General features: G+C 34.2%; 20 protein-coding genes and 1 pseudogene. 10 read left to right on the top strand and 11 right to left on the bottom strand.

All coding sequences use genetic code 11. The features are described from left to right. Positions 1 to 171 precede the first annotated feature (171 nt). The gene (locus CD041_RS00545; RefSeq protein ID WP_070648258.1) at positions 172 to 738 is read left to right on the top strand and encodes a LysE family translocator; all 567 of its coding nucleotides are present in this window, start codon (positions 172 to 174) and stop codon (positions 736 to 738) included. Positions 739 to 881: 143 nt separating this feature from the next. Here the strand turns inward: CD041_RS00545 and ilvA are convergent, their stop codons facing one another. From ilvA to ilvD, 9 genes and pseudogenes are all read right to left on the bottom strand, one after another. After that, positions 882 to 2,150 carry a threonine ammonia-lyase IlvA gene (gene ilvA, locus CD041_RS00540; protein ID WP_062077876.1) on the bottom strand — a complete coding sequence of 423 codons (1,269 nt, stop codon included), beginning with the start codon at positions 2,148 to 2,150 and terminating at the stop codon, positions 882 to 884. Between the two features lie 16 nt (positions 2,151 to 2,166). Further along, positions 2,167 to 2,736 carry a 3-isopropylmalate dehydratase small subunit gene (leuD, locus tag CD041_RS00535; protein WP_080606541.1) on the bottom strand — a complete coding sequence of 190 codons (570 nt, stop codon included), beginning with the start codon at positions 2,734 to 2,736 and terminating at the stop codon, positions 2,167 to 2,169. Between the two features lie 2 nt (positions 2,737 to 2,738). Further along, positions 2,739 to 4,109, bottom strand: a pseudogene (gene leuC, locus CD041_RS00530) (3-isopropylmalate dehydratase large subunit). A 13-nt stretch (positions 4,110 to 4,122) separates the two neighbouring features. After that, entirely contained in the window at positions 4,123 to 5,163 is a 1,041-nt protein-coding gene (gene leuB, locus CD041_RS00525) for a 3-isopropylmalate dehydrogenase (RefSeq protein ID WP_037544459.1), read from the bottom strand. After that, entirely contained in the window at positions 5,153 to 6,703 is a 1,551-nt protein-coding gene (locus CD041_RS00520; protein ID WP_002461441.1) for a 2-isopropylmalate synthase, read from the bottom strand. The genes leuB and CD041_RS00520 overlap by 11 nt, the downstream gene beginning before the upstream one ends. 21 nt (positions 6,704 to 6,724) lie before the next feature. Further along, a complete protein-coding gene (gene ilvC / locus CD041_RS00515) occupies positions 6,725 to 7,729 on the bottom strand; it encodes a ketol-acid reductoisomerase (protein ID WP_002477911.1) in 1,005 nt (334 codons plus the stop codon). A gap of 132 nt (positions 7,730 to 7,861) precedes the next feature. Then, the gene (locus CD041_RS00510; RefSeq protein WP_002461439.1) at positions 7,862 to 8,095 is read right to left on the bottom strand and encodes an ACT domain-containing protein; all 234 of its coding nucleotides are present in this window, start codon (positions 8,093 to 8,095) and stop codon (positions 7,862 to 7,864) included. Then, positions 8,092 to 9,825, bottom strand: a complete 1,734-nt coding sequence (gene ilvB, locus CD041_RS00505; RefSeq protein WP_002477912.1) for a biosynthetic-type acetolactate synthase large subunit — start codon at positions 9,823 to 9,825, stop codon at positions 8,092 to 8,094. The genes CD041_RS00510 and ilvB overlap by 4 nt, the downstream gene beginning before the upstream one ends. 15 nt (positions 9,826 to 9,840) lie before the next feature. Next, positions 9,841 to 11,529 (bottom strand): dihydroxy-acid dehydratase, encoded by a 1,689-nt coding sequence (gene ilvD / locus CD041_RS00500; protein WP_002461435.1) that lies wholly within the window; start codon positions 11,527 to 11,529, stop codon positions 9,841 to 9,843. Positions 11,530 to 11,996: 467 nt separating this feature from the next. On the opposite strand from ilvD, the gene tsaE reads away from it, so the two are divergent. The 4 genes from tsaE to tsaD are packed head-to-tail and all read left to right on the top strand — an operon-like array spanning position 11,997 to position 14,553. Continuing rightward, complete coding sequence (gene tsaE, locus CD041_RS00495; protein WP_002461434.1) at positions 11,997 to 12,458, top strand: tRNA (adenosine(37)-N6)-threonylcarbamoyltransferase complex ATPase subunit type 1 TsaE; 462 nt, start codon at positions 11,997 to 11,999, stop codon at positions 12,456 to 12,458. After that, positions 12,439 to 13,101 (top strand): tRNA (adenosine(37)-N6)-threonylcarbamoyltransferase complex dimerization subunit type 1 TsaB, encoded by a 663-nt coding sequence (gene tsaB / locus CD041_RS00490; protein ID WP_002461432.1) that lies wholly within the window; start codon positions 12,439 to 12,441, stop codon positions 13,099 to 13,101. Before tsaE ends, tsaB begins: the two co-directional genes overlap by 20 nt. Before the next feature lie 11 nt (positions 13,102 to 13,112). Beyond that, a complete protein-coding gene (gene rimI, locus CD041_RS00485; protein ID WP_002461431.1) occupies positions 13,113 to 13,538 on the top strand; it encodes a ribosomal protein S18-alanine N-acetyltransferase in 426 nt (141 codons plus the stop codon). Further along, positions 13,531 to 14,553: a tRNA (adenosine(37)-N6)-threonylcarbamoyltransferase complex transferase subunit TsaD gene (tsaD, locus tag CD041_RS00480; protein ID WP_070815378.1), complete on the top strand. Its 1,023-nt coding sequence runs from the start codon at positions 13,531 to 13,533 to the stop codon at positions 14,551 to 14,553. The genes rimI and tsaD overlap by 8 nt, the downstream gene beginning before the upstream one ends. A gap of 324 nt (positions 14,554 to 14,877) precedes the next feature. Here the strand turns inward: tsaD and CD041_RS00475 are convergent, their stop codons facing one another. Both CD041_RS00475 and CD041_RS00470 read right to left on the bottom strand, forming a co-directional pair. Continuing rightward, positions 14,878 to 16,491 (bottom strand): MutS-related protein, encoded by a 1,614-nt coding sequence (locus CD041_RS00475; RefSeq protein ID WP_002461429.1) that lies wholly within the window; start codon positions 16,489 to 16,491, stop codon positions 14,878 to 14,880. Between the two features lie 354 nt (positions 16,492 to 16,845). After that, a complete protein-coding gene (locus CD041_RS00470; protein ID WP_037544451.1) occupies positions 16,846 to 18,789 on the bottom strand; it encodes an ABC-F family ATP-binding cassette domain-containing protein in 1,944 nt (647 codons plus the stop codon). A 265-nt stretch (positions 18,790 to 19,054) separates the two neighbouring features. Between CD041_RS00470 and CD041_RS00465 the strand changes: the two genes are divergently transcribed. The 5 genes from CD041_RS00465 (at position 19,055) to CD041_RS00445 (ending at position 23,934) form a co-directional block, all read left to right on the top strand. After that, positions 19,055 to 19,690, top strand: coding sequence for a redox-sensing transcriptional repressor Rex (locus tag CD041_RS00465; RefSeq protein ID WP_002461426.1), 636 nt, complete (start codon positions 19,055 to 19,057; stop codon positions 19,688 to 19,690). 419 nt (positions 19,691 to 20,109) lie between these two features. Beyond that, on the top strand, positions 20,110 to 21,204 hold the full coding sequence (locus tag CD041_RS00460; RefSeq protein WP_002461425.1) for a YeeE/YedE family protein: 1,095 nt from the start codon (positions 20,110 to 20,112) through the stop codon (positions 21,202 to 21,204). A 16-nt stretch (positions 21,205 to 21,220) separates the two neighbouring features. Further along, positions 21,221 to 21,445 carry a sulfurtransferase TusA family protein gene (locus CD041_RS00455; protein WP_002461424.1) on the top strand — a complete coding sequence of 75 codons (225 nt, stop codon included), beginning with the start codon at positions 21,221 to 21,223 and terminating at the stop codon, positions 21,443 to 21,445. 194 nt (positions 21,446 to 21,639) lie between these two features. After that, complete coding sequence (locus CD041_RS00450) at positions 21,640 to 22,884, top strand: ammonium transporter (protein ID WP_070648266.1); 1,245 nt, start codon at positions 21,640 to 21,642, stop codon at positions 22,882 to 22,884. Between the two features lie 99 nt (positions 22,885 to 22,983). Then, the gene (locus CD041_RS00445; protein ID WP_002461422.1) at positions 22,984 to 23,934 is read left to right on the top strand and encodes a LacI family DNA-binding transcriptional regulator; all 951 of its coding nucleotides are present in this window, start codon (positions 22,984 to 22,986) and stop codon (positions 23,932 to 23,934) included. The last annotated feature ends 85 nt before the right edge of the window (positions 23,935 to 24,019 follow it).

Genomic DNA, 24,019 nt, shown 5'->3' with positions numbered 1-24,019 from the left:
GCATTGAGACCGAGAGGTCTCTTTTTTTATGCCAAAAATTGAAAAACAAGTCGATAAATAACGGCTTTGCGAAGAGAAAGCGATTAGATAACATTATTTATCGGAATTTTCTGAAATTATAGTTGTATGTTTTTGATATCGTGGTAAAATATAACTATTCCTTTGAAAGGGGTGGTTATTATATTTCCTTACATATTATTTATTACTACAATATCATTTACGCCTGGGCCTAATACGATTATGGCGATGTCAGAGGGACAGCGGAAAGGATTTTTACGAGCGTTACCATTTAATTTAGGCGTGTTGCTAGGCATTTTATTGACTTTAACTGTGGCATTATTATTTTCAGAGCCATTGAAAGAATCACAAATGTTTATTTTGATTATGAAGATAATAGGAACAGTGTATCTTTTATATTTAGCTTACCATGTGGTGGTGTCTACGCCAGAGGATGCTGAAGATGCGTTAGATCGTCCTATTTTGAAAGGGATATTAATTCAAACTACTAATATAAAGGCAATGCTTTATTTTTTGACAGGATTGACGACATTTTCATTACCTGCTGCTTGGGAACATACTTATATTCGATCGATATTATTAATTGTTATAGGTATTGCTGGTGCGCTTGCTTGGTCACTATTGGGTCAAGTGATGAATACTTTGTATCATCGCCATTATAGAATTATTAATGTTATTATTGCGCTGTTACTACTTTATAGTGCAGTAGAATTATGGTAGATATCAAAAAATTTAGAGGTTAACGTTTGGCATATTATCGTTTTTGAGTTATTAAGATTTATGATAGCGATAAATATGCTTTTTTTATAGAAAATCGGTTGATGAAACATAGTTATGTCATCAACCGATTAGTCGTAATTTATTTAAATCAGCAAAGAATATAGCATTTTATTTTCATTGATATAGATGTTTGAAGGATCAAAATGATTAACATTCTGCTTAAGTTGTGCTAAGTCATCATGTTTTTTTAATTGAATACCTATAATAACGGTACCAGTATTTTGAGATGTTTTTTTCAAGTATTCAAATTTAGTAATGTCATCTTGAGGACCGAGCACATCGTTAACAAATTCCCTTAATGCCCCTGGACGTTGAGGGAAATTTAAGATGAAGTAGTGCTTCATTTCTTCGTAAAGTAAAGAGCGTTCTTCTATTTCTTTCATACGATTGATGTCATTATTTCCGCCACTAATAATACAAACAATCGTTTTGCCTTTAATTTGTTCGCGATAATTTTCTAAGGCAGAAACACTAAGCGCACCAGCTGGTTCTGCTACAATGGCTTGTTTAGAATATAAATCTAAAATGGTTGAACAAACTGCACCTTCATCCACTTGTACAAAATCGTCTACGTTATGGCGTGCGATATCATAAGTAATATCACCAACGCGTGCGACAGAGGCACCATCTACAAACTTATCGATATTGGATAAAGTAACGATTTTATGTTGAACAACCACAGCTTCATACATGCTACTAGCACCAATAGGTTCTACACCGATAATTTTAGTCTTAGGGGAATGTTGCTTTAAATAGGTGCTAACACCAGAAATAAGGCCACCGCCACCAATTGCACTGAATACATAATCAAATTGAAGATGACCTTTCTCAGCTTCACTAATTAGTTCTTTAGCAATGGTTCCTTGACCAGCAATTGTATGAACATTATTAAATGGATCAATAAAAGTCATGTGGTGCTGCTTTGTATAAGCTAAAGCGTCTTTAAGACAGTCATCGAAAGTGTCCCCAGTAAGAATGACTTTGACATGTGATTCACCAAAGAATTTGACCTGGTTTATCTTTTGAAGTGGGGTTGTTACTGGCATAAAAATGACTGCTTTCAGCTTTAATTGTTTAGCTGTATATGCGACGCCTTGTGCATGATTACCTGCGCTAGCACATGTTATACCTTTAGCTTTATCTGCTTCAGATAAAACTGATATAGCATTATAAGCACCACGTAACTTAAAAGAACGAACCCACTGTAAATCCTCTCGCTTTAAATATACATTGCACTGATATTTTTGTGATAAATATCTATCATATTGTAAAGGTGTTTCTTTGACAACATCCTTAATTCTTAAATAAGCATCATCTACTTCTTGAGCAGAAACACGACTTGTAACTGTCATAGTACCTCCAACCTTTTTATCTCGTTTTTTCATAGTTTTTGATTAAATCTTCATATTGTAATGTGATCGCAATATCATCTAAACCATTAATGAATTTGTTCTTCCATGTAGGATCAATGTCAAAATGGAATTGTTGTGTGTCTGTATTTACTGTCTGATTAGGTAAATCTATCGTAATGTCGGCATGTTGAGCTAGTTTATGTCTTACATCTTCCGGCAGCACAATGGGTAATAGCCCGTTTTTTGTACAGTTCATATAAAATATATCACTGAAACTACCGGCAATAATGATATTGAAACCATAATCTTTTAGTGCCCAAGCGGCATGTTCGCGACTAGAGCCACAACCAAAGTTATCTCCAGTAATTAAAATAGACGCACCTTTGTATTGAGGTTTATTAGGATTAAAATCAGGATTATCAGTGCCGTCAGATAAATAGCGCCATTCATCAAAAGCAAAAGGGCCAAATCCTGTTTTAGTGATACGCTTCAAATGAACTTTCGGAATAATTTGGTCAGTATCGATATTATCATTGAAAAGGGGAACAGTTTTTCCTTTATAAATCGTTATTGGTTTAATTTCCATCGTTAACACACGACCTTTCTAACATCAACGAATTTACCATTAATAGCTGCAGCTGCAGCCATAGCAGGTGATACAAGATGTGTGCGTGCGCCTTTACCTTGACGTCCTTCAAAATTACGATTGCTTGTTGAAGCGCAATGAACACCTTCAGGAACTTGATCTGGGTTCATACCAAGACACATGGAGCATCCAGGTTCACGCCATTCAAATCCAGCTTCTTTGAAAATTTTATCTAATCCAAGAGCCTCGGCTTCATGTTTTACCGTTCTTGAACCAGGAACTACAATCGCTGTTATTTTAGGATGTACATGTTTACCTTTGACAATTTGACTTGCTTCTAGAAGATCAGATAGTCGTGCATTAGTACAGGAACCTAGAAATACATAGCCTAAGTCAATGTCTTCTGCTTTTTGACCTGGTTGTAGTCCCATATATTGGTAGGCACGTTCATCGTTAACACTTTTGATAGTGGGAAATGGTGTATTAAAGCTGACTCCCATTTCTGGATTTGTACCCCAAGTGACTTGCGGTTCTAGATTAGAAATATCGATTTCAATTACTTTGTCGAACTTTGCGTGAGTGTCAGTATAAAGTTGTTTCCATTTTTCGAGTGAGTGTTCATAATTTTGAGCATATGGTCGTCCTTTAACATAATCAAAGGTTGTTTAATCGGGTTGAATTAGACCATATTTTGCGCCAGCCTCGATTGCCATATTACAGATAGTCATGCGTCCTTCCATAGATAATTGGCGGATAGCTTCACCTGTGAATTCCAAGGCATAACCAGTACCAAAATCGACACCATACTGATTAATAAGATAGAGAATGATATCTTTGGCATACACACCTTTAGGTAACTGGCCTTGAATATCAATCTTTAAGTTTTTAGGTTTTGTTTGCCATAACGTTTGGGTTGCAAACACATGTTCAACTTCACTTGTACCAATTCCAAAAGCTATAGCACCAAATGCACCATGTGTTGCAGTATGTGAATCGCCGCATACAATTGTCTTACCTGGTTGCGTCAATCCTGTTTCAGGACCAACCATATGCACAATGCCTTGCTCATCTGACCCCATATCGAAAAGATGTACACCAAAATCATTGGCATTGCGCTGCAACGTTGTAATTTGCTTATTAGCGATGTCATCTTTGATGTTAAATATATCAATTGTTGGTACATTATGATCCAATGTGGCAAAGGTTAGATCAGGACGACGTAATTGACGTTGTTGAAGTCTTAATCCTTCAAAAGCTTGAGGAGACGTTACTTCATGGATAAGGTGCAAATCGATATATAATAATTGTGGTTCACCTTCATTACCTGTAATGACATGCTGATTCCAAATTTTATCAAATAATGTTTGTTCCATATTGCGTCCCTCCTTAATAGCTTTTGTATAAGTATTCAAAGAATTGAGATGTAGATGTTGTGCCGCCTAGGTCTTTAGTTAAAATGCCTTTACGAATCATTGAATATACATTTTGTTCAAGTTCATCTGCGGCAGTAGCTTGATTTAAACTTTCACGCAAGCACATTGCTAATGAGAGAATCATGCCTACTGGATTAGCAATATTTTGATTAGCGATGTCAGGTGCAGAACCATGAATAGGTTCATATAGACGCGGACCGTTCTCACTAAAACTTGCTGAAGGTGATAACCCTAAAGATCCTGGAATAACAGATGCTTCATCACTTAAAATATCACCAAATAAATTTTCTGTAACAATGACGTCAAATTGTGTTGGATATGTTATCAAATGCATACTACAAGCATCTACTAACAAATGATTTACAGTGACATCAGGATATTCTAAACTCACTTTATTAACTATTTTTCTCCATAATTTACTGGAAGCTAAAACATTTTCTTTATCTACAGAAGTAAGTTTTTTCTTGCGTTGCTGTGCTAGATTAAAAGCGACTCTCACAATACGCTCAATCTCATCGCTTGTGTAAGTCAATGAATCAACTGCAGATGTATCTGATAAGTGTCTCGGTTCTCCGAAATAAATACCACTAGTTAATTCACGTACAATAACCAAATCTGTTCCTTCTACACGGTCCGCTTTTAGTGGTGAAAATTGACTCATACCTGAAGTTACTTTCGTTGGGCGTATGTTTGCATATAAACCTAAAGACTTTCTTAAAGTAAGTAAGCCTTGTTCAGGCCGATTATTCGGATCATTCCACTTTGGACCACCAATAGCTCCTAATAAGATAGCATCTGCGTTTTGGCATGCTTCAAGTGTTTCAGCAGTTAAAGGTACATGATAATGATCAATAGAAGCACCGCCAAAATGATGTTTAGTTACTTGATAGTCAAATTGGTATTTGTGACTTATATATTGTAATAGTTTTAATGTACCATTCAATATTTCTGGACCGATGCCATCGCCGGGTAGAGCTACGATATTATAAGTCATGACTAATTACCTCCTGTAATAGAGCAGTAGGGTGGTTTAAAGCATATTTGGCATGTGCTTCAACATAAGCTTTGCATGAAGCCATTAAAATATCATGATCAATGCCAATGCCCGTTTCAAATTGACCGTCAATATTTAATTGAACATGTACTTCAGCTTGAGCATCTATGCCTTCAGTAACAGAATCGATTCGATAATCGATGAGTTTACTATCTCTTTGGAAAATACGATTCACAGCATTATAAATGGCGACAATTGATCCTGTACCGATACTTGAATCTTGATAAAGATGGCCATCTTTATCTTTAATAACGATTACAGCACTTTGTAATCCTTGTGATACAAATTGTAATTGTAATGAATCAACTTGATATAATGCATTTTGTTCATGTTCTGTACCTTGAATTAATGCATGAATATCTCGGTCTGATACTGTTTTTTTCTTGTCAGCAATAGCTTTAAATTGTTTGAATAACTGTATTTGAGCTTTTGGTTCAATATCGTAACCTAATGATTTTAGTTTTTCAGCAAAGGCATGTTTTCCTGAAAGTTTACCTAGCGGCAATTCATTTGTTTTAACACCGACTAGTTGAGGCGTAATAATCTCATATGTCTCTGGATTTTTTAACACACCATCTTGATGTATACCGGATTCATGACTAAACGCATTTTGTCCTACAATTGCTTTGTTACGTGGTACGCGTATACCAGCAAATCTTGCGATTAAATCTGATGTTGATTTCGTTTCATTTAATTTTAAATGAGTTGTTAAACCGTAATGTTCTTTTCTGATATATAAAGCAAGAGCTAGCTCTTCTAATGCTGTATTCCCAGCGCGTTCTCCGATACCATTAACAGTACCTTCTATGCGTCTTGCGCCACCTTCAATTGCAGCTAAACTATTAGCCACTGCTAGACCAAGATCATCATGACAATGTGCGCTATAGATAACGTCTTGAGTTGTTTGAACATGGTTAATGAGGTATTTAAAAATGTTGCCATATTCACTAGGATAGCTATAACCTACAGTGTCTGGAATATTGATTATTGATGCACCAGCATCTACGGCAGTTTGTACACATTTTAATAAGAAAGGTAATTCTGTACGTGTTGCATCTTCAGGTGAGAACTGTACGATATCAAAACGTGCTTTACAGTAACTGACATGTTCTTTAATTGATGCTAGAACCTCTGCTTGTGACATTTTTAATTTATATTTCAAATGAATAGGTGAAGTAGCTATGAATACATGTACAGCTGGATGAGCTGCATTTTTAGTAGCTTCATATACAGCATCTATATCAGGTTTTCGACATCTAGCTAAACCGCATACTGTTGTTGTTTTTAATGCTTCTGATATGGCTTTTACAGATTTGAAACTCCCTTCACTCGAAGCAGGAAATCCAGCTTCGATGACATCTACGCCCCAATGTTCCAACTGTTTGGCAATCTTTAAACGTTCTTCAAAGGAAAAACTAACACCTGGTGTTTGCTCACCATCTCTAAGTGTTGTGTCGAAAATTTGAATATGGCTTTCCATAATTAAATTCCCCCTAAATGATTATTGTTGAATACTTTTAGATTTAATAAATGGCATCATTTTTCTTAATTCACGACCGACCGCTTCAATTTCATGACCATGTTGTTTTTCACGTAATTGATAGAATTCTTTGAAGCCATTTTCATTGTCTTTAACAAATCGATTTGCGAAGTTTCCATTTTGAATATCAGTTAAGACTGCTTTCATATTATTTTTTACTTCTGGTGTAATGACGCGTGGTCCTGAAACATAGTCACCAAATTCAGCAGTATTTGAAATTGAATAGCGAACATTTTCCATGCCGCCTTCGTACATTAAATCAACAATTAATTTCATTTCATGTAGTACTTCAAAATACGCTAATTCTTTTTGATATCCTGCTTCTACTAATGTTTCAAAGCCACTTTGAATTAATTTATGGATACCACCACAAAGTACAGCTTGCTCACCAAATAAATCTGTCTCAGTTTCTTCTTTAAATGTTGTTTCAATAACACCAGCGCGTGTGGCACCAATACCTTTGGCATAGCTTAGAGCAATATCACGTGCTTCTCCACTAGCATCTTGTTGAACGCCGAAGAGGGCAGGTACGGCAGTTCCTTCTACAAATGTACGTCTTACAAGATGTCCAGGGCCTTTAGGTGCAACTAAGAAAACATCGACATTTTCCGGAGGTGTAATAACACCAAAATGAATATTAAAACCGTGAGCAAATGCTAGTGCATTATGCGCTTCAAGGTTAGGTGCAATTTCTTTTTTATATACTGAACCTTGAATTTCATCTGGTAATAACACCATGATGACATCGGCTTGTTTAGTAGCCTCAGCTACTGGGTACACATCAAATCCATCTTCTTTTGCTTTATCAAATGAATGTCCTGGGCGAATTCCAACGATGACATCATATCCATTGTCTTTTAAATTTTGTGCATGTGCATGGCCTTGAGAACCGTAGCCAATTACAGCAATTTTTTTGCCTTTTAATGCATCTTTAGTTACTTGTTGATCATAATAAACTTTAGTCATAATAAATTCCTCCAAATTGTTATTATAATATTCAAAATTTTCAATCTATTGAAAATTGAATATCCCAATTATTTAAGATGTTAGCTCTATTTATTTTTGATTGTTTATAGGCTAGCGCATCAAAGGGATAATCTATAGTTCAACGACATTGATAACTGTTACTTGTTTTTTTAATTTAGCAATTAAAATTTTAAATAATTTTTCGTTTTCGATATCTGCTGTTAGTAAAACATTTGAAATGCCAGGATCTGATGAGGGCTTAACTTCAAGTTCACTGATATTATATTGAAGACGGACAAAGGCACTTGTAATGCGATTTAGCGTACTGACTTTGTCTTCAACCGTTAATTTTAATGTGCGTTTCATTCTAATCCCTCCATTTCATGATTTGCTTTACCAGCAGGTATCATTGGATTAACAGGTTCAACAGGTGAAATTCGAATTTCAATTAGTGCTGGACCTTCACTACTAAATGCCTTATCCAATTGTTGTTCTAATTGAGCAGGATTATCGATTAAATAACCTTTAATTCCGTATGCTTCTGCTATTTTCATAAAATCCGGTTGATCATTAAAGACTGAATGTGAAAATCGGTGATTAAAGAATTTATCTTGCCACTGTTTGACCATTCCGAGTGTGCCATTATTGATCAGTACAACTTTAATATTTAACTTATATTCATTAAAAATTGCCATTTCTTGGTTAGTCATTTGAAAGCCACCATCACCAACAAAACAAACTACAGTTTTATCTGGTGCGGCTAATTGTGCGCCAATTGCTGATGGAATGCCAAAGCCCATTGTTCCTAATCCACCGCTTGTAGCCCATTGACTATGATGTTTAAATGGATAAAATTGAGCTGCCCACATTTGGTGCTGGCCAACATCGGTGGTTACAACTGCATCTCCATTGGTTATCTTACCAATATATTCAATCGCTTGTTGTGGCTTACAAAACGTTTGGTCATCTGTCGCATATTTGAATGGATGTAAGTCTTTGTTACTTTGACAATGTTGTGCCCATGCTGTGAATTGAATTTCTTTATTAAAGTAGGCAGATAATTTTTTTAAAACCTTTTTACAATCTGCCACAATACCTAAATCAGTTTGAATGACTTTATTGATTTCAGATTCATCAATATCGACATGTACAATTTTGGCATTAGGCGCAAATTGAGCAGGGTTACTCGCTAAACGGTCATCAAAACGACTACCTAAATTGATAAGTAAATCGCACTCAGTTAAAGCCATATTGCTTGCATAGGAACCATGCATTCCACCCATTCCAAGGAATAAAGGATTGTTGTATGGAACGGCACCTAGGCCCAGAAGCGTAGTGACAACTGGAATTTGATATTTTGAAACAAATTGTGTTAACAGTTCATTTGATTGTGAATTATTAATTCCAGCCCCTGCTAAAATTAACGGTTTTTTAGCGTGAGTTAAAAGTGAGACAAGCGCTTTAATGTCATCTACATTTGGTTCGTTTGGCACATGATACCCTGGTAAAGCAAGGTCATTTGTTACAGGTACGGATGTTTTTAAAACACCCATATCTTTAGGAAAATCAATAACAACAGGTCCTTTTCTGCCAGTATTAGCAATATAAAATGCTTCATGTACGATTTTAGGAATATCATCAACATTTTTAATTTGATAATTTGCTTTTGTGATAGGTGTGGTCATCGATAATAAATCTGCTTCTTGAAAAGCATCTTGACCAATGCCAGGTGATGCGACTTGTCCTGTAAAGACGACTAGGGGAAGTGAATCACAATAGGCATCGGTAATACCAGTAATTGCATTGGTAGCACCTGGACCACTAGTTACTACGACGACACCTGGTTTGCCAGAAACACGTGCATAACCTTCAGCGGCATGTGTAGCGCCTTGCTCATGACGTGCTAAAATATGTTTAATCTTACCATCATAGAATGTATCGTATAATGGGAGAACAGCACCTCCTGGATAACCAAAGATAAAATCGACATGTTCATGTAATAATGCTTCTACTAATAAATCTGAGCCACTTAATGATTGATGTGAACTAGGGGATTCATCGTCTTGTAAAGTATTGTGTACGAATTGTTTGGGCATAAATAACACTCCTTGTTAAATTAAATTTTCAGGTACTTGCATAATACCGCCAGTATTTGCACTTGTAACGAGCGCAGTATATCGAGCTAGATAGCCTGATTTAACTTTAGCTTTAAACGGTTTGACTTCGGCTTTACGTTGTTCTAAAACTTCGTCAGATTGATGAACATCAATAGTGCGTTTAATTAAGTCAATTGTAATTTCATCTCCATCACGTAATAAGCTAATAGGGCCATCAGAAGCGGCTTCTGGAGAAATATGTCCCACGGCAATGCCTCGTGTAGCTCCTGAGAAGCGGCCGTCAGTGATTAAAGCAACATCTTTACCTAAACCTCTACCAACAATTGATGACGTTGGAGCTAACATTTCAGGCATTCCTGGACCACCTTTTGGACCTTCATAACGAATAACTACGACATGACCTGCACGAACTGTTTTATCATCAATCGCAGCTACTGCTTCATCGTGTGAATTAAAACAAATTGCTTTTCCTGTAAAAACTTTAACTGAAGGGTCTACACCACCAACTTTGATAACAGCACCTTTCGGAGCGATGTTACCAAATAAAATGGATAAACCACCTTGTTTATCATATGGATGTTCTAATGAGTGAATAACTTCAAAATTAGCTATTTCTTTACCTTCATTATTTTCTTTAAGTGTTTTTCCAGTTACTGTAATGCGATTTGGATGGAGAGTGCCTGGTTTTTTCATAAGCTCATTGATGATAGCAGGAACACCACCAGCTTCATGCACATCATGCATTGAATAAGATGAACTAGGCGCTATTTTTGATAAATAAGGCGTCTTTTTAGCAATTTCATTAATTCGCTCTAAGTCATAATCAATTCCAGCTTCATTAGCTATGGCCAAGGTATGTAATACTGTATTCGTTGAACCACCCATAGCCATATCCAGAGCAAACGCATCATCAATTGCTTCTCGTGTAACGATATCTCTAGGTTTTAAGTCATTTTTAATATTTTCAACGAGCTTAAATGCTGCAGCTCTAATCATTTCTCTACGCTGTTCACTTACTGCTAAAGCAGTACCATTATATGGTAGTGCTAAGCCTAAAACTTCCATTAAACAGTTCATTGAATTTGCTGTAAACATACCAGCACAAGAGCCACAAGTAGGGCAGGCATTTTGTTCCATATCAAGAAACTCTTCCTTTGAAATAGAGCCTTCTTTAAATGCACCAACTGCTTCAAACATGGATGATAATGTTAATGCTTTTCCATGAGCTGATAAACCAGCTTTCATTGGTCCACCAGAACAGAAAATAGCCGGTACATTTGTTCGAACGGCTGCTAATATCATACCAGGTGTGATTTTGTCGCAATTCGGAATGTAAAAGACACCGTCAAACCAGTGTGCATTGATAACAGTTTCAGCAGCATCTGCAATGATTTCGCGTGATGGAAGAGAATAGCGCATTCCTATATGTCCCATTGCAATACCATCATCAACACCAATTGTGTTAAATTCAAATGGAATTGCACCCGCTTCGCGAATAGCTTCTTTAGCGATATCTGCTAATTCACGTAAATGAACGTGCCCAGGTACAATATCAATATATGAATTACAGATTGCGACAAATGGTTTGTTCATATCAGTTGGATGTTTTAATGCCCCTGTAGCATGTAATAAACTTCTTGCTGGTGCTTGATGATCACCTTTTTTGATCATATCGCTTCTCATAAATAATTCCCCCGTCGTTGACAATCATGAAACAAAAAAACGCCCCAATAAAATTGGGACGCTGATAAGTCCCATTCAATTAGAAATAGGACTTAAACATTTAGTACAAGTGATACTAAAGTTCCAGCCCTTTGGAGTATAATAAAATAATAATATTTACATTTGTCGGTTGATATAGAAATGTGTGATTAGTCATTATTATACTCCTCTTTTCTTGAATGGTTATAATTTGTTTCAATAGTTTGAATTGTTTTAAAATTCGATAAACTTAATTTACTATAACATGTCATGATAGTCAACCTTAATTTTGAATTTTCTAACAATTGTTTTATTTTGGCAAATGATTATTTAAAAGAGAAATCTATCTTAATTTTTGTTACAATAAATAAGTTAAAATGATTTGTCATGTCCTAGAGATAAAGCCTAGAAGTTTATATTTTAATGCTATTAAATAAGGAGAATGTACATTGATTCGTATCAATAATCTACATGAAATGGATACTTTTGCTGCGAAATTAGTATCAACACTTGTAACTGGAGATTTAATATTACTTAACGGAGATTTAGGTGCCGGGAAAACGACGCTCGCACAATTCATAGGTAAACACTTAGGTGTCAAGCGTCACATCAATTCACCAACTTTTAATATTATTAAATCTTATCAAGGTAGTAAATTAAAAATGCATCATATGGATTGTTATCGTTTAGAAGGAATGGAAGAAGATTTGGGTTTTGATGAATACTTTGATGACGATGGCATTAGTATTGTTGAATGGAGTCAGTTCATTCAAGACTTATTACCAGAGGAACACTTAACGATTGACATTCACATTATAAACGAACAGGAACGTGAACTATCTTTAAATGCACAAGGCAAGCATTATGAGGCAATTAAGGAGGCAATAGAGAATGAATACTTTATTGATTGATACATCAAATCAGCCAATGTCAATTGCTTTGATGAAAGATGAGGAAGTATTAGCAGCAAAAACTACTAATAATAAAACAAACCACTCAGTTCAATTAATGCCTGGAATTCAGGAGCTATTTACTCAATGCGATTTAACAAAAGAGAATATTGATGCCATTATAGTTGCACAAGGGCCAGGTTCATACACTGGAGTAAGAATTGGTGTAACTGTAGCAAAAACGCTTGCTTACGCATTAAATGTACGATTATTTGGCGTGTCATCACTTGAAGCGCTCGCTGCGACAACGCATCAAACAAATCAGCTTATTGTACCATTATTTGATGCTCGAAGAGATGCTGTATACGCAGGTGTTTATCAACATCAACACGGACAATTAAAAACGATTATAAATGATGGCTATATAACGATTGATGAATTACTGACACAACTGCATAGCCTAAAGGAACCTTATATCTTTATTGGTCAAGATGCCAAAAAGTTAAGTGCAAGATTAGATGGCCCAATAGAGGAAAATTTGCCTGATGCAGCAGTGATGCTTGATTTAATAAAACAACCTGCAAATATTTATACGTTTACACCAAATTATCTTAAATTATCAGAGGCAGAACGCAATTGGCTGAATCAGCAACAGAACAACTAAACATACGAGAAATGATTGTCGATGACGTACCTCAAGTATTTGATATAGAGCGTTTGAGTTTTAAACATAGTTCATGGACCATTGATGCCTTTTACCATGAAATAACTCAAAATCAATATGCAAAATATTTTGTGGCGGAACGTAATGGCCAAATTATTGGTTATTTAGGTCTTTGGACAGTGCTCGATCAAGCGCAAGTGACTACGGTCGCAGTGAGCGAAATATATCGTAATCTTGGCTTAGGACAATTGTTGCTTAAATATGGCATGACTTATGCGGCACATACATGTGACACAATGAGTTTAGAAGTACGTGTCGACAATATTATCGCTCAACATGTATACGAAAAATTAGGTTTTCAATATGGTGGTAAACGTAAAAACTACTACGGAGATGGAGAGGATGCGTTAGTGATGTGGGTGAAGTTACATGAATGAAAATATTTTAATTTTAGCGATTGAAACGAGCTGTGATGAAACAAGTGTTAGTGTTATAAAGAATGGTTCAGAAATATTATCTAATGCAGTGTTAAGTCAGATAGATAGTCATAAACGCTTTGGTGGTGTTGTACCTGAAGTTGCAAGCAGGCATCATGTTGAAGGTATACTCCCTACAATCGACGAAGCGTTAGAAACGGCACAAGTATCGATGGAGGATATTACTGCTATCGCTGTGACGGAAGGACCAGGGCTAATTGGGGCACTGTTAATAGGAATTAATGCGGCTAAAGCATTAGCGTTTGCATATGATAAACCGCTCATTCCTGTTCATCATATTGCCGGGCATATTTATGCTAATCATTTGGAAGAACCATTAACTTTTCCATTAATGGCACTTATTGTTTCTGGAGGCCATACAGAATTGGTTTATATGAAAGATCATTTACAATTTCAAGTCATCGGAGAAACGCGAGATGATGCAGTGGGTGAGGCCTACGATAAAGTTGCTCGAACGATTGGACTACCTTATCCAGGGGGACCGCATGTTGATCGATTAGCATTAACAGGAGAAGACGAATATCATTTTCCTAGAGTATGGCTTGAAAAGGACAGCTATGATTTTAGTTTCAGTGGTTTAAAAAGTGCTGTTATAAACAAATTGCATAATCTTAAACAGAAAGATTTGCCAATAAATAAGGCTAATGTAGCAACAAGCTTTCAAAATAGTGTTGTTGAAGTACTAAGTGGTAAAGCTATTAATGCTTGTCAGCAATATGATGTTAATCAACTAATTGTTGCTGGAGGTGTAGCAAGCAATCACGGATTAAGAACAGAATTAAAAAAATGTTGTGCACAAAAACAAATTAAACTATTAATTCCTAGTCCAAAATTATGTACAGACAATGCAGCAATGATAGGTGCTGCAGGCTATTATTTATATCGAGCTGGTATCACTTCAGGATTAGATTTCAATGGCAAAAACCATATTGATATTGAGGAAGCAACAATTTAAGCATTTAGTTAATTAAATTACAGGGAGACATTATTGTAAATAATAAAGATAGTCTAAGACATAAAGTTCTTAGACAAATAAAAAAGCAATTTCTATTGAAATAATGATGTGCCCCCCATAAAGTTAGATCTTTAATCCAACTTTATGGGGGGCACATCAATTCATTTGAGTACTATTTTTCTAAGATTTATGTCCCTGACTCACTTAACTATATATAACAGTAGTTAAGTGAATTTTAAATGCACTTATACCAAGCTTTTTCAATTCTAAACAATCTTGCGGGGTAGGCAATACAAATTCAAAATGAATGCTGTCCCAAAAAGCTTATATGTCCTCAACTATCTCTTTGGCATGATGATAAATATCTAATGGAAAGTTTGATATTCTCAGCAATTCTATAGCATTTCTAGTATTAGCTTTTCCAGGCTTGACTTTATAGTCAAAAGCAATAGATTGCTTCTCAATGATTTCATTAAAATGATAATTTGAATAATCTAGTAAACTTGATAATTCGATATCGTGTGTTGCAGCTAAAATAAAATAGTTATTCATATTACTTAAATAACTTAAAACGGATTGAGAAGCAGCAATGCGCTCTGTCGTGTTAGTACCTTTGAATATTTCATCGATAAAACAATATATTTGGCGTTTTGACGAAATATTAAATAGTCTGCGAATTGACTTCAACTCTGCCATGAAGTAGCTATCACCAGATAATACATCGTCAGCATTAGCCATAGAACAATATACATGTCCTGGAACATATTTAAATTCAGCAGCGACAGCAGTTTCAATTGTTTGCGCCAAAATAAGATTTATCGCAATAGCTTTCATAAATGTTGATTTTCCGGAAGCGTTTGATCCTGTTAGTAAAATATTGTTTTTAAGACATAAATTATTAGGTACAGCACCGTCAATAAGTGGATGAACTAATTCAGTAAATGTACATAAGGACTCATCTTTCACATGATTGTCTAATATTTCAGGCTGACACTGTATATTTAACGTGGTTTGATAGAGTGCTACAGAATAATGATTATCTAACATAGCGATATAATCATAACTTTCAAGAACTTCATCAATATACTTAAAAAAACTACGTTGAATAATATGAAAAATAACATAATCTAGCATGAAAATTATTTTAAATAACAAAATAATGCTTGAACCAATGTCGTTAGCATCTAATTTAACTAAAATACCACTTAAATATCGTGAACTTTTAAAATGATTAAAGTTAATATTCAATTCAGGTGTTCCGTCAAGCTCATTTAACTTTTTACTTTGTGTTAAAACATTTGAAGTATAAAAAATTGATTTTAAATCTTTTTCATAAGTTCGTTTCAAAAATACAGACAATAAAATATTAATCGAACATACTAATAAGGTTAATAAAATACCTAAATTTTTATTAAATACAATAATCAATATGCTCAAAATAGGTAAGAATGGAGTAAGCATCAATAGATTATTTCTTTTAATAGCGGTTAGTTGATCGGGAAAAAAAGGATAATATTTTTTTCCAACTTTTGATAATTTGAGTGATAAATAATTTCTAAATGATTCTGACGTTTTAATTTTATGTATTAATGTTTTATTATTTGCTTTAAACATACCACGTAATGTTGCATAAAGTTTCATTTCTCCAATAGCAGTAAAGTTATAATTCATCGTTTGAAACAAGCTATCCATACTTAAATCGCTCCATGTTTTATCATCAACCAAATTATCATGAGCATAATTCGAACGATAACTTTGATATTGATAATCATAACGAGCGTTTGGACGAATAAATTCTTCTAGGCGCTCCTTATTCGTCCAAAGTTGTTTGATTTTGATAGTTAACTTTTTTTGCTCAATAATAGCAGTTGTGATACTTACAATAATAGTTAGTATAATTATAGCTAAAATAAATAAAAATATTGTATTATCGAACATTTTAATCCCCTTATATTAATATATTTATAGGTAATAATTGATATTATTTCATAACTTATTTGGATATGCAAAATATAATAAGTTTAAGCGTAGTTTGTACGTCAAGAGGGAACGTTTGTACTTATCAACAATCAGTGCACAACTTGTGGATAACAAGTGGTTATATATGTGGATATTGTAAAATTTGTAACAAATATATTGAGCAAAAGTTACAATTTACCTGTGGATAACTAGGATAACTTTGTGGATAGCTATCTTTATAGGTTTTATTATGTGAATAAATATTTTGACAAAGTCGTTAAAAAAAGCAGGAAAAGTAACAAATTGTACTTTTCTTGCTTTTTAACTGCGTGTTTAATTTAATAACATTTCTTGTAATTCTTCCCATTCAATTAATGTTTGTTCTAGCTTTTGTTCGGTATCAGATTTAATTTGGCTTAGTTCGTGAGATTTTTGTGGATTATTAAAAACTTCTGGTTGGGTTAACTGTTCATCAATATCAGTTATTTGTGTTTCAAAGGTTTCTATGCGTGTTTCACATTGTTCAATTTGACGTTCTATTTTACGTTGCTGACGTTTGTGTTCTTTTTGATTAAAATAATTTGAATGATTATCGTTGTTAACATGGTTTTTCTCCAATTTATTGTCAGCACGTTGTATGTTTTCATGTGCTTTGATAGCTGCTTGTTCTTCGGTTTTTTCAATATAATATTGATAATTACCAAGATATATCTTACCGCCGTCATGATTTAAATCAAATACTTTATTGGCTAATTGATTTATAAAGTAGCGATCGTGTGAGACAAAGATAATTGTACCTTCAAAGTTTTGGAGTGCTTGTTCTAACATTTCTTTAGAATCAATATCTAGATGGTTTGTAGGTTCATCGAGAATAAGCACGTTATCACGCTGTAACATTAATAAGGCAAGTTGTAGGCGTGCTTTTTCTCCTCCAGATAAATCATTGATAATTTTCTTAACATCTTCTTGTACAAAGAGGAAACGGCCAAGTACAGCGCGAATATCTTTTTCATTCATATTAGGATATTGGTCCCACAAATAATTTAAAATTGTTTTATTCGATTTAAATTCAGCTTGTTTTTGATCATAATAACCGATTTGTAGGTTTGCACCAAATGTTACACTGCCACCAAGCTTTTCTTGTTTATTAGCAATGGTTTTTATCAGCGTTGTTTTACCTACGCCATTTGGTCCGATAACGGCAATATGATCTCCTTTCGTAATTTCAATATTAATTTCTTTTGTAATGGGCGTGCTGTAGCCAATAAGTAAGTTGTTTATATGCATCACGTCATTGCCTGTATTGCGCTCAAAACTAAACTGCATATTAGCACTACGTGCATCGAGCATCGGTTTATCTATGCGTTCCATTTTTTCTAACATTTTGCGTCTACTTTTAGCCATGCCACTAGTAGATGCCCGGGTAATATTCTTATCGACAAATGTTTCGAGACGTTTTATTTCATCTTGTTGCTTTTGATATTCTTGCATACGTTTTTGATAATATTGATCGCGTTGTTCAATAAAGCGTTCATAATTGCCGACATAATGCTTTACTTCACCAAGAGCTACATCATACACTTGTGTGACTATTTTATCTAAAAAATAACGGTCATGACTAATAATGACAATAGCACCTTGAAAATATTTTAAATAATCTTCTAGCCACTGAGTTGTTTCCATATCTAAGTGGTTAGTCGGTTCATCTAGTAATAATAAATCGGGATTGTTTAATAACATTTGAGCTAATGACAAACGTGTTTTCTGACCACCACTAAAATCATTTATTGGTCTATCGAAATCTGTCTCAGTAAAATTTAGACCGTGGAGTATCGTTTTTATTTTACTTTCATATTGATAACCATCTTGATGTTCAAATTGTGAACTCAAAGATTCGTATCGCTCCATGTGCTGTTGATAATCTAGTGATTCATAATCATTTCCATGTTGTGCTAACCAATCGGTTTCTTGTTTAATTAACTGTTCCATATTTTTAAGATGGGTAAAGGGTTTAGCCATTTCTTCAAAAACTGTGGCTTCAGAATTTAAAGTCATCTGTTGAGTGAGATAACCTATTGTTAAATTTTTAATTTTAGAGATATGGCCATGATCGTAGTCTTCAACGCCAGCAATGAGTTTCATCAAAGTGGATTTTCCAGCGCCGTTACGACCGACAATGCCGATACGTTCTCCAGTTTTAATTTCAAAATCGACATTTGTAAATATATCTTCACCATCGAATGATTTTGAAATGTCATTAAGTTGTAAAAGTATCATTCAACCTTCACCTTTCTAATTAAGAAAATAAAATATAAAATAATAGTATATAAATGGTTTTCATAATCTATTGCATAACGTTACTATTTATTTTACAGTATTACATTTAAACTTGGAAATAGGACATGTTTTTTTTATTAAGTTACGGTATAATGAGCCAGTATGTTCTTTATTAGATGAAATACATTTTATACGTAACTAATTTTGCTCTAATTAGTTTGAATAAAAATACTATAAACCATTCAAACAAGAGGGGGACAAAAAGATGGCTAAAGACGGTGTCAAAATACCAAGAGCAACCTTAAAACGCTTACCGCTATATTATAGATTTGCTCAAAGGGTTAAATCAAAAGGATATGACCGCGTAAATTCGAAGACAATCAGTGAGGCATTGAATATTGACTCAGCTACGATTAGACGCGATTTTTCTTATTTTGGTGAGCTAGGTAAAAAAGGATATGGCTATAATATTGATGGCTTGTTAGAATTTTTTAAATCTGAATTAAGTGATAGTGATACCATAGAAATAGCACTTGTAGGTGTAGGTAATTTAGGTAAAGCACTACTTAATTATAATTTTTCGATTCATAGTGAAATGACGATTACTGAAGCATTTGATATTGATGAAACGATGATTGGTCAACAAATCGGCCAAGTAACTATAAAACATATTGACCGCTTAAAAGAAATATTAGCTAAAAAAGATATCGATGTTGCAATTTTGACAACGCCAGAAAAAGCGGCACAAGATGTTGTCAATCAATTAGTTGATGCGAATATTAAAGGCATTTTAAATTTCACTCCACGTCGCGTTAAAGCACCATCTACGGTTCAGGTACAACATATTGATTTCGGAATTGAGTTACAGTCGTTACTTTTCTTTATGAAAAACTATTCATAATTATAGAGAATATATATTGGAAGTGTAATGAAAGTCAAAAAGACTTTTGTTACGCTTTTTAAATTTAAAGAAAATATTATTACTGTTTTTTTATGCTTTCAAATTAGAATCGCTAAAAGATAGTTATGATATTTCTAGCTTTAATTGTAGCATTATATTTAGCAATCATTTATCTAATTTTTGGTCACTCAAATGCTTTAATACTGTGTCGGCAGTAGGTTTTCTGAGGGGGGTATGTACAGAAAAAATATTATTAGAAGTGGTCTTAGTTTTAATCATACAATTTTCAATAGTTATCCATGATCTTTAATACGTTTAACAATGAATTTAATTATCTGAATTTCTCATTTTCAATATTTACAGTTACTAACACAGTAATGTATAATATCTTATTATTATTATCGGAAAAGAGGGATTGAATGATTTGGATGATTATTAGTGGTCTTATTGTAGGAGTATTATTAGGTTTTGTAATGCAACGGACAAGATTTTGTCTTGCTGGTGGCTTTAGAGATATGTATGTACAAAAAAATAATAAGATGTTTTATGCGCTACTTGTAGCAATAACCGTACAGAGTGTCGGTCTAGTTATCTTAACAAGTTTAGGATTGTTTGCTATACCAGATAGTACATTCCCAATAGTAGGAACTATTATCGGTTCATTTATATTTGGTATCGGTATAGTATTAGCTGGTGGCTGTGCAACAGGGACTTGGTATAGAGCAGGCGAGGGATTGATTGGCAGTTGGATCGCATTGATCATGTACGCTTTAACAGCTGCAGCAACAAAAACGGGCATTTTATTACCTGTGATGACTTGGGTAAATCAACCTACAAATGTAAATGCAAGTATGGCACAAACAACCGGTATTCCAATGTGGATATTTGTCATTGTACTTACTATTATCACACTTTATGTTGTTATTAAAACATTGCGTAAACCCAAACCTAAGGTAGCAGTTCCAAAATTAAAACAAAAATATCACGGTATTAGACATTATTTGTTTGAAAAACGCTATCATCCGTTTGTAGCTGGTATTGTTGTTGGTTTAATTGCTTTATTAGCGTGGCCAATGAGTATTTCAACTGGACGAGATTATGGCTTAGGGATAACTACGCCGTCTGCAAATCTTGTAACTTATCTCATTACTGGTGATTCAAAACTTATTGACTGGGGCGTACTACTGGTTCTTGGTATTTTTATAGGATCATACATCGCAGCTAGAGGTGCACATGAATTTAAATGGCGCTTACCAGATATACGTACGATTCGAAATAGTGCAGTAGGAGGTATATGCATGGGCTTCGGTGCTTCTGTTGCAGGTGGTTGTTCAATAGGAAATGGTTTAGTAGAAACAGCTATAATGTCGTGGAAAGGTTGGATTGCACTTTTTGCAATGATTTTAGGCGTGTGGTTTACAAGCTATTTTATTTTTATAAGACCAATGAAACAAATACAGCAAACAGATAAAAAAGCGAATAAAACAGTATCTCAAACACAATTATCATCATAAATAGGAGGAATAGTATATGGTATATGAATTAGGTACAGTAGGAATGGTTTGTCCATTTCCATTGATAGAAGCACAAAAGAAAATGCAAACATTAGATGCTGGTGATGAACTAAAGATTGACTTTGATTGCACTCAAGCTACAGAAGCAATTCCAAACTGGGCTGCAGAACAAGGATATCCAGTGACAAACTATGAACAATTAGATGATGCATCATGGACCATTACAGTTCAAAAAGCTTAAAGTAAGATTTAAATAGATATAAAAAATAAACAATGGTTAAAATAAACTGTGAAGAACCTTCAGACATTTGTACTTCACAGTTTATTTTTCGATCCACCTTGTTATATTATGTTACATATTGTGTTAATTTATCTTACGTATTTTTGTCATTTTTTTAGAGTATCATTATGATATTTTTAAAGGAAGTGGTAATTATGAAGATGGATGACACAATATTTTTATTTTTATGTACATTACTCGTATGGGTAATGACACCGGGGTTAAGTTTATTTTACGGTGGTCTTGTACATTCTAAAAATGTACTTAATACAGTGATGCAAAGTTTGACAGCCATGGTGATCGTAACGTTTACCTGGGTTTTGCTTGGGTTTTCGTTAAGCTTCGGAAAAGGGAATATGTTTATTGGTAATTTTGACTTTATAGGATTGCAACATGTTGGTTTTGAAATTAATAGTCAACTTAGTCCGCATGTTCCGTTTGCATTATTCATGCTTTTTCAAATGATGTTTTGTACGATTGCTATTTCAATTTTATCAGGTTCAATTGCTGAACGAATGAGATTCTTTCCATTTATGATATTTATTTTTATTTGGGTACTTGTTATTTATAGTCCAGTTGCACACTGGGTGTGGGGTGGTGGTTGGATTCAACAATTAGGTGCACTTGATTATGCAGGCGGCACAGTCGTTCATATTACATCAGGTATTTCAGGCTTAGTGCTAGCCATTATGATAGGTAGTGGCAAGAAAGTTGAGAAAATCAAACCTCACAATTTACTTATTGCCTTGATAGGTGGGATTTTAGTATGGATGGGTTGGTATGGCTTTAATACCGGAAGTGCATTTGCTTTTAATAGCGTTGCACTTACATCATTTATTAATACTGTTATCGCAGCTAGTGGAGGTGCGTTTGGTTGGTTAGTATTTGAATATATTATAACTAAGAAGCTGAGTTTACTTGGATTATTATCAGGTGTGCTTGCTGGTTTAGTCACAATTACTCCAGCTGCTGGCTATGTTACTACACTTAGCGCCTATATCATTTCAATTGTAGGAGGTATCTGCTGCTATATAGTTATTAATCATATTAAAGAAAAGTATAAATATAATGATACACTTGATGCATTTGGAATACATGGCGTGGGTGGCATTATTGGTGCCATTTTGACAGGCATTTTTCAATCCCATCAAGTAAATTCGGACATTACAAATGGCTTAATATATAATGGAGACTTACACCCAATATTTATCCAAAGTATTGCTGTTGTTATAGTAGTATTGTATTCTATCCTTTTGACATGGATTATCGGTAGAATATTACAAAGAATAAGCCCTATTGCAACTACAGTTGAGGAGGATGAAGTAGGATTAGATCAGATTGTGCACGGAGAAAAAGCCTATTTCTATGGAGAATTAAATAAATTGAACAAAAGGCATTAAATTTTTAAGACTTAAGTGTAGATAAAAAGTATTTAAAGCGATTACATTTATGATAAAATAAGATATAAAAGAGAAACAGAGTGATTAGGTGTGACGAAGATGAAAAATATAGCAGATATTGCCAGATTAGCTGGTGTTTCTAAAAGTACAGTTTCTCGCTACTTAAACAATGGATCGGTAAGTACAAAAACAAAAGAAAAATTAAGCAAAATAATCAAAGAGCAAGATTATCAACCTAACCAATTTGCACAAAGTTTACGTGCTAGACACACAAAAATGATTGGTGCGATTATTCCACGTATGAATTCACATGCTGTAGATGAAACTATCAAAGGCGTTGCACATGTTTGTAAAGAGTTAGAATATCAATTACTGCTTAATTATACAGGACTGGATCTATCAGAAGAAATTATTGCACTAGAGACACTATCAAGAAGTAAGGTTGACGGTATTATTTTAATGGCAACGCGTATCACGCCACAACATTTAGATGTAATTAATAAGATAAATGTGCCGGTTATTTTAGTTGGTCAAGAACATTCTGGCGTTAATAGTATTATTCATGATGACTATTTAGCTGGTAGTTATGTAGGACGTCAAATAGTTGAAGCAAATTACAAACAAGTTTACTTCTTTGGTGTCACTGAAGAAGATAAAGCAGTTGGACAACAACGTAAAAATGGTGTACTTGATATTTTAGCTTTGAACCATATTGACGTCCAAGTTTTTAAAACATCATTCCAGTTTATGGAAGCTAAGAATGATGTGAAATTGCATCTACAATCAGTACACACTGCAGATGCTATTATAGGAGCTACAGATACAATTGCCTTAGCTATACATAGTTATTGTTCGCAACCTCATCACAAGTTAATACCACATAAAATATATGGCTTTGGAGGAGATCCAATAACACAAATTGTGACACCGCAAATCAATACGGTAATGTATCATTATTTTAAAGCGGGTCAACAAGCTTTATCTCAATTGCATCGGCTCATAAATCATCATGATGCACAGCTACTGACAGTCATACCAGTAGAATTATAAAAATAACTAAATTTGTTATTGTCTTTGGATGGAACCGATACCATCTAAGTGATAAACTATGAATGAAAATAAGTAACAACAAATT

It is taken from the genome of Staphylococcus lugdunensis (assembly GCF_002901705.1).
Lineage (GTDB): Bacteria > Bacillota > Bacilli > Staphylococcales > Staphylococcaceae > Staphylococcus > Staphylococcus lugdunensis.
This window is presented reverse-complemented; position numbering and strand designations above follow the sequence as displayed.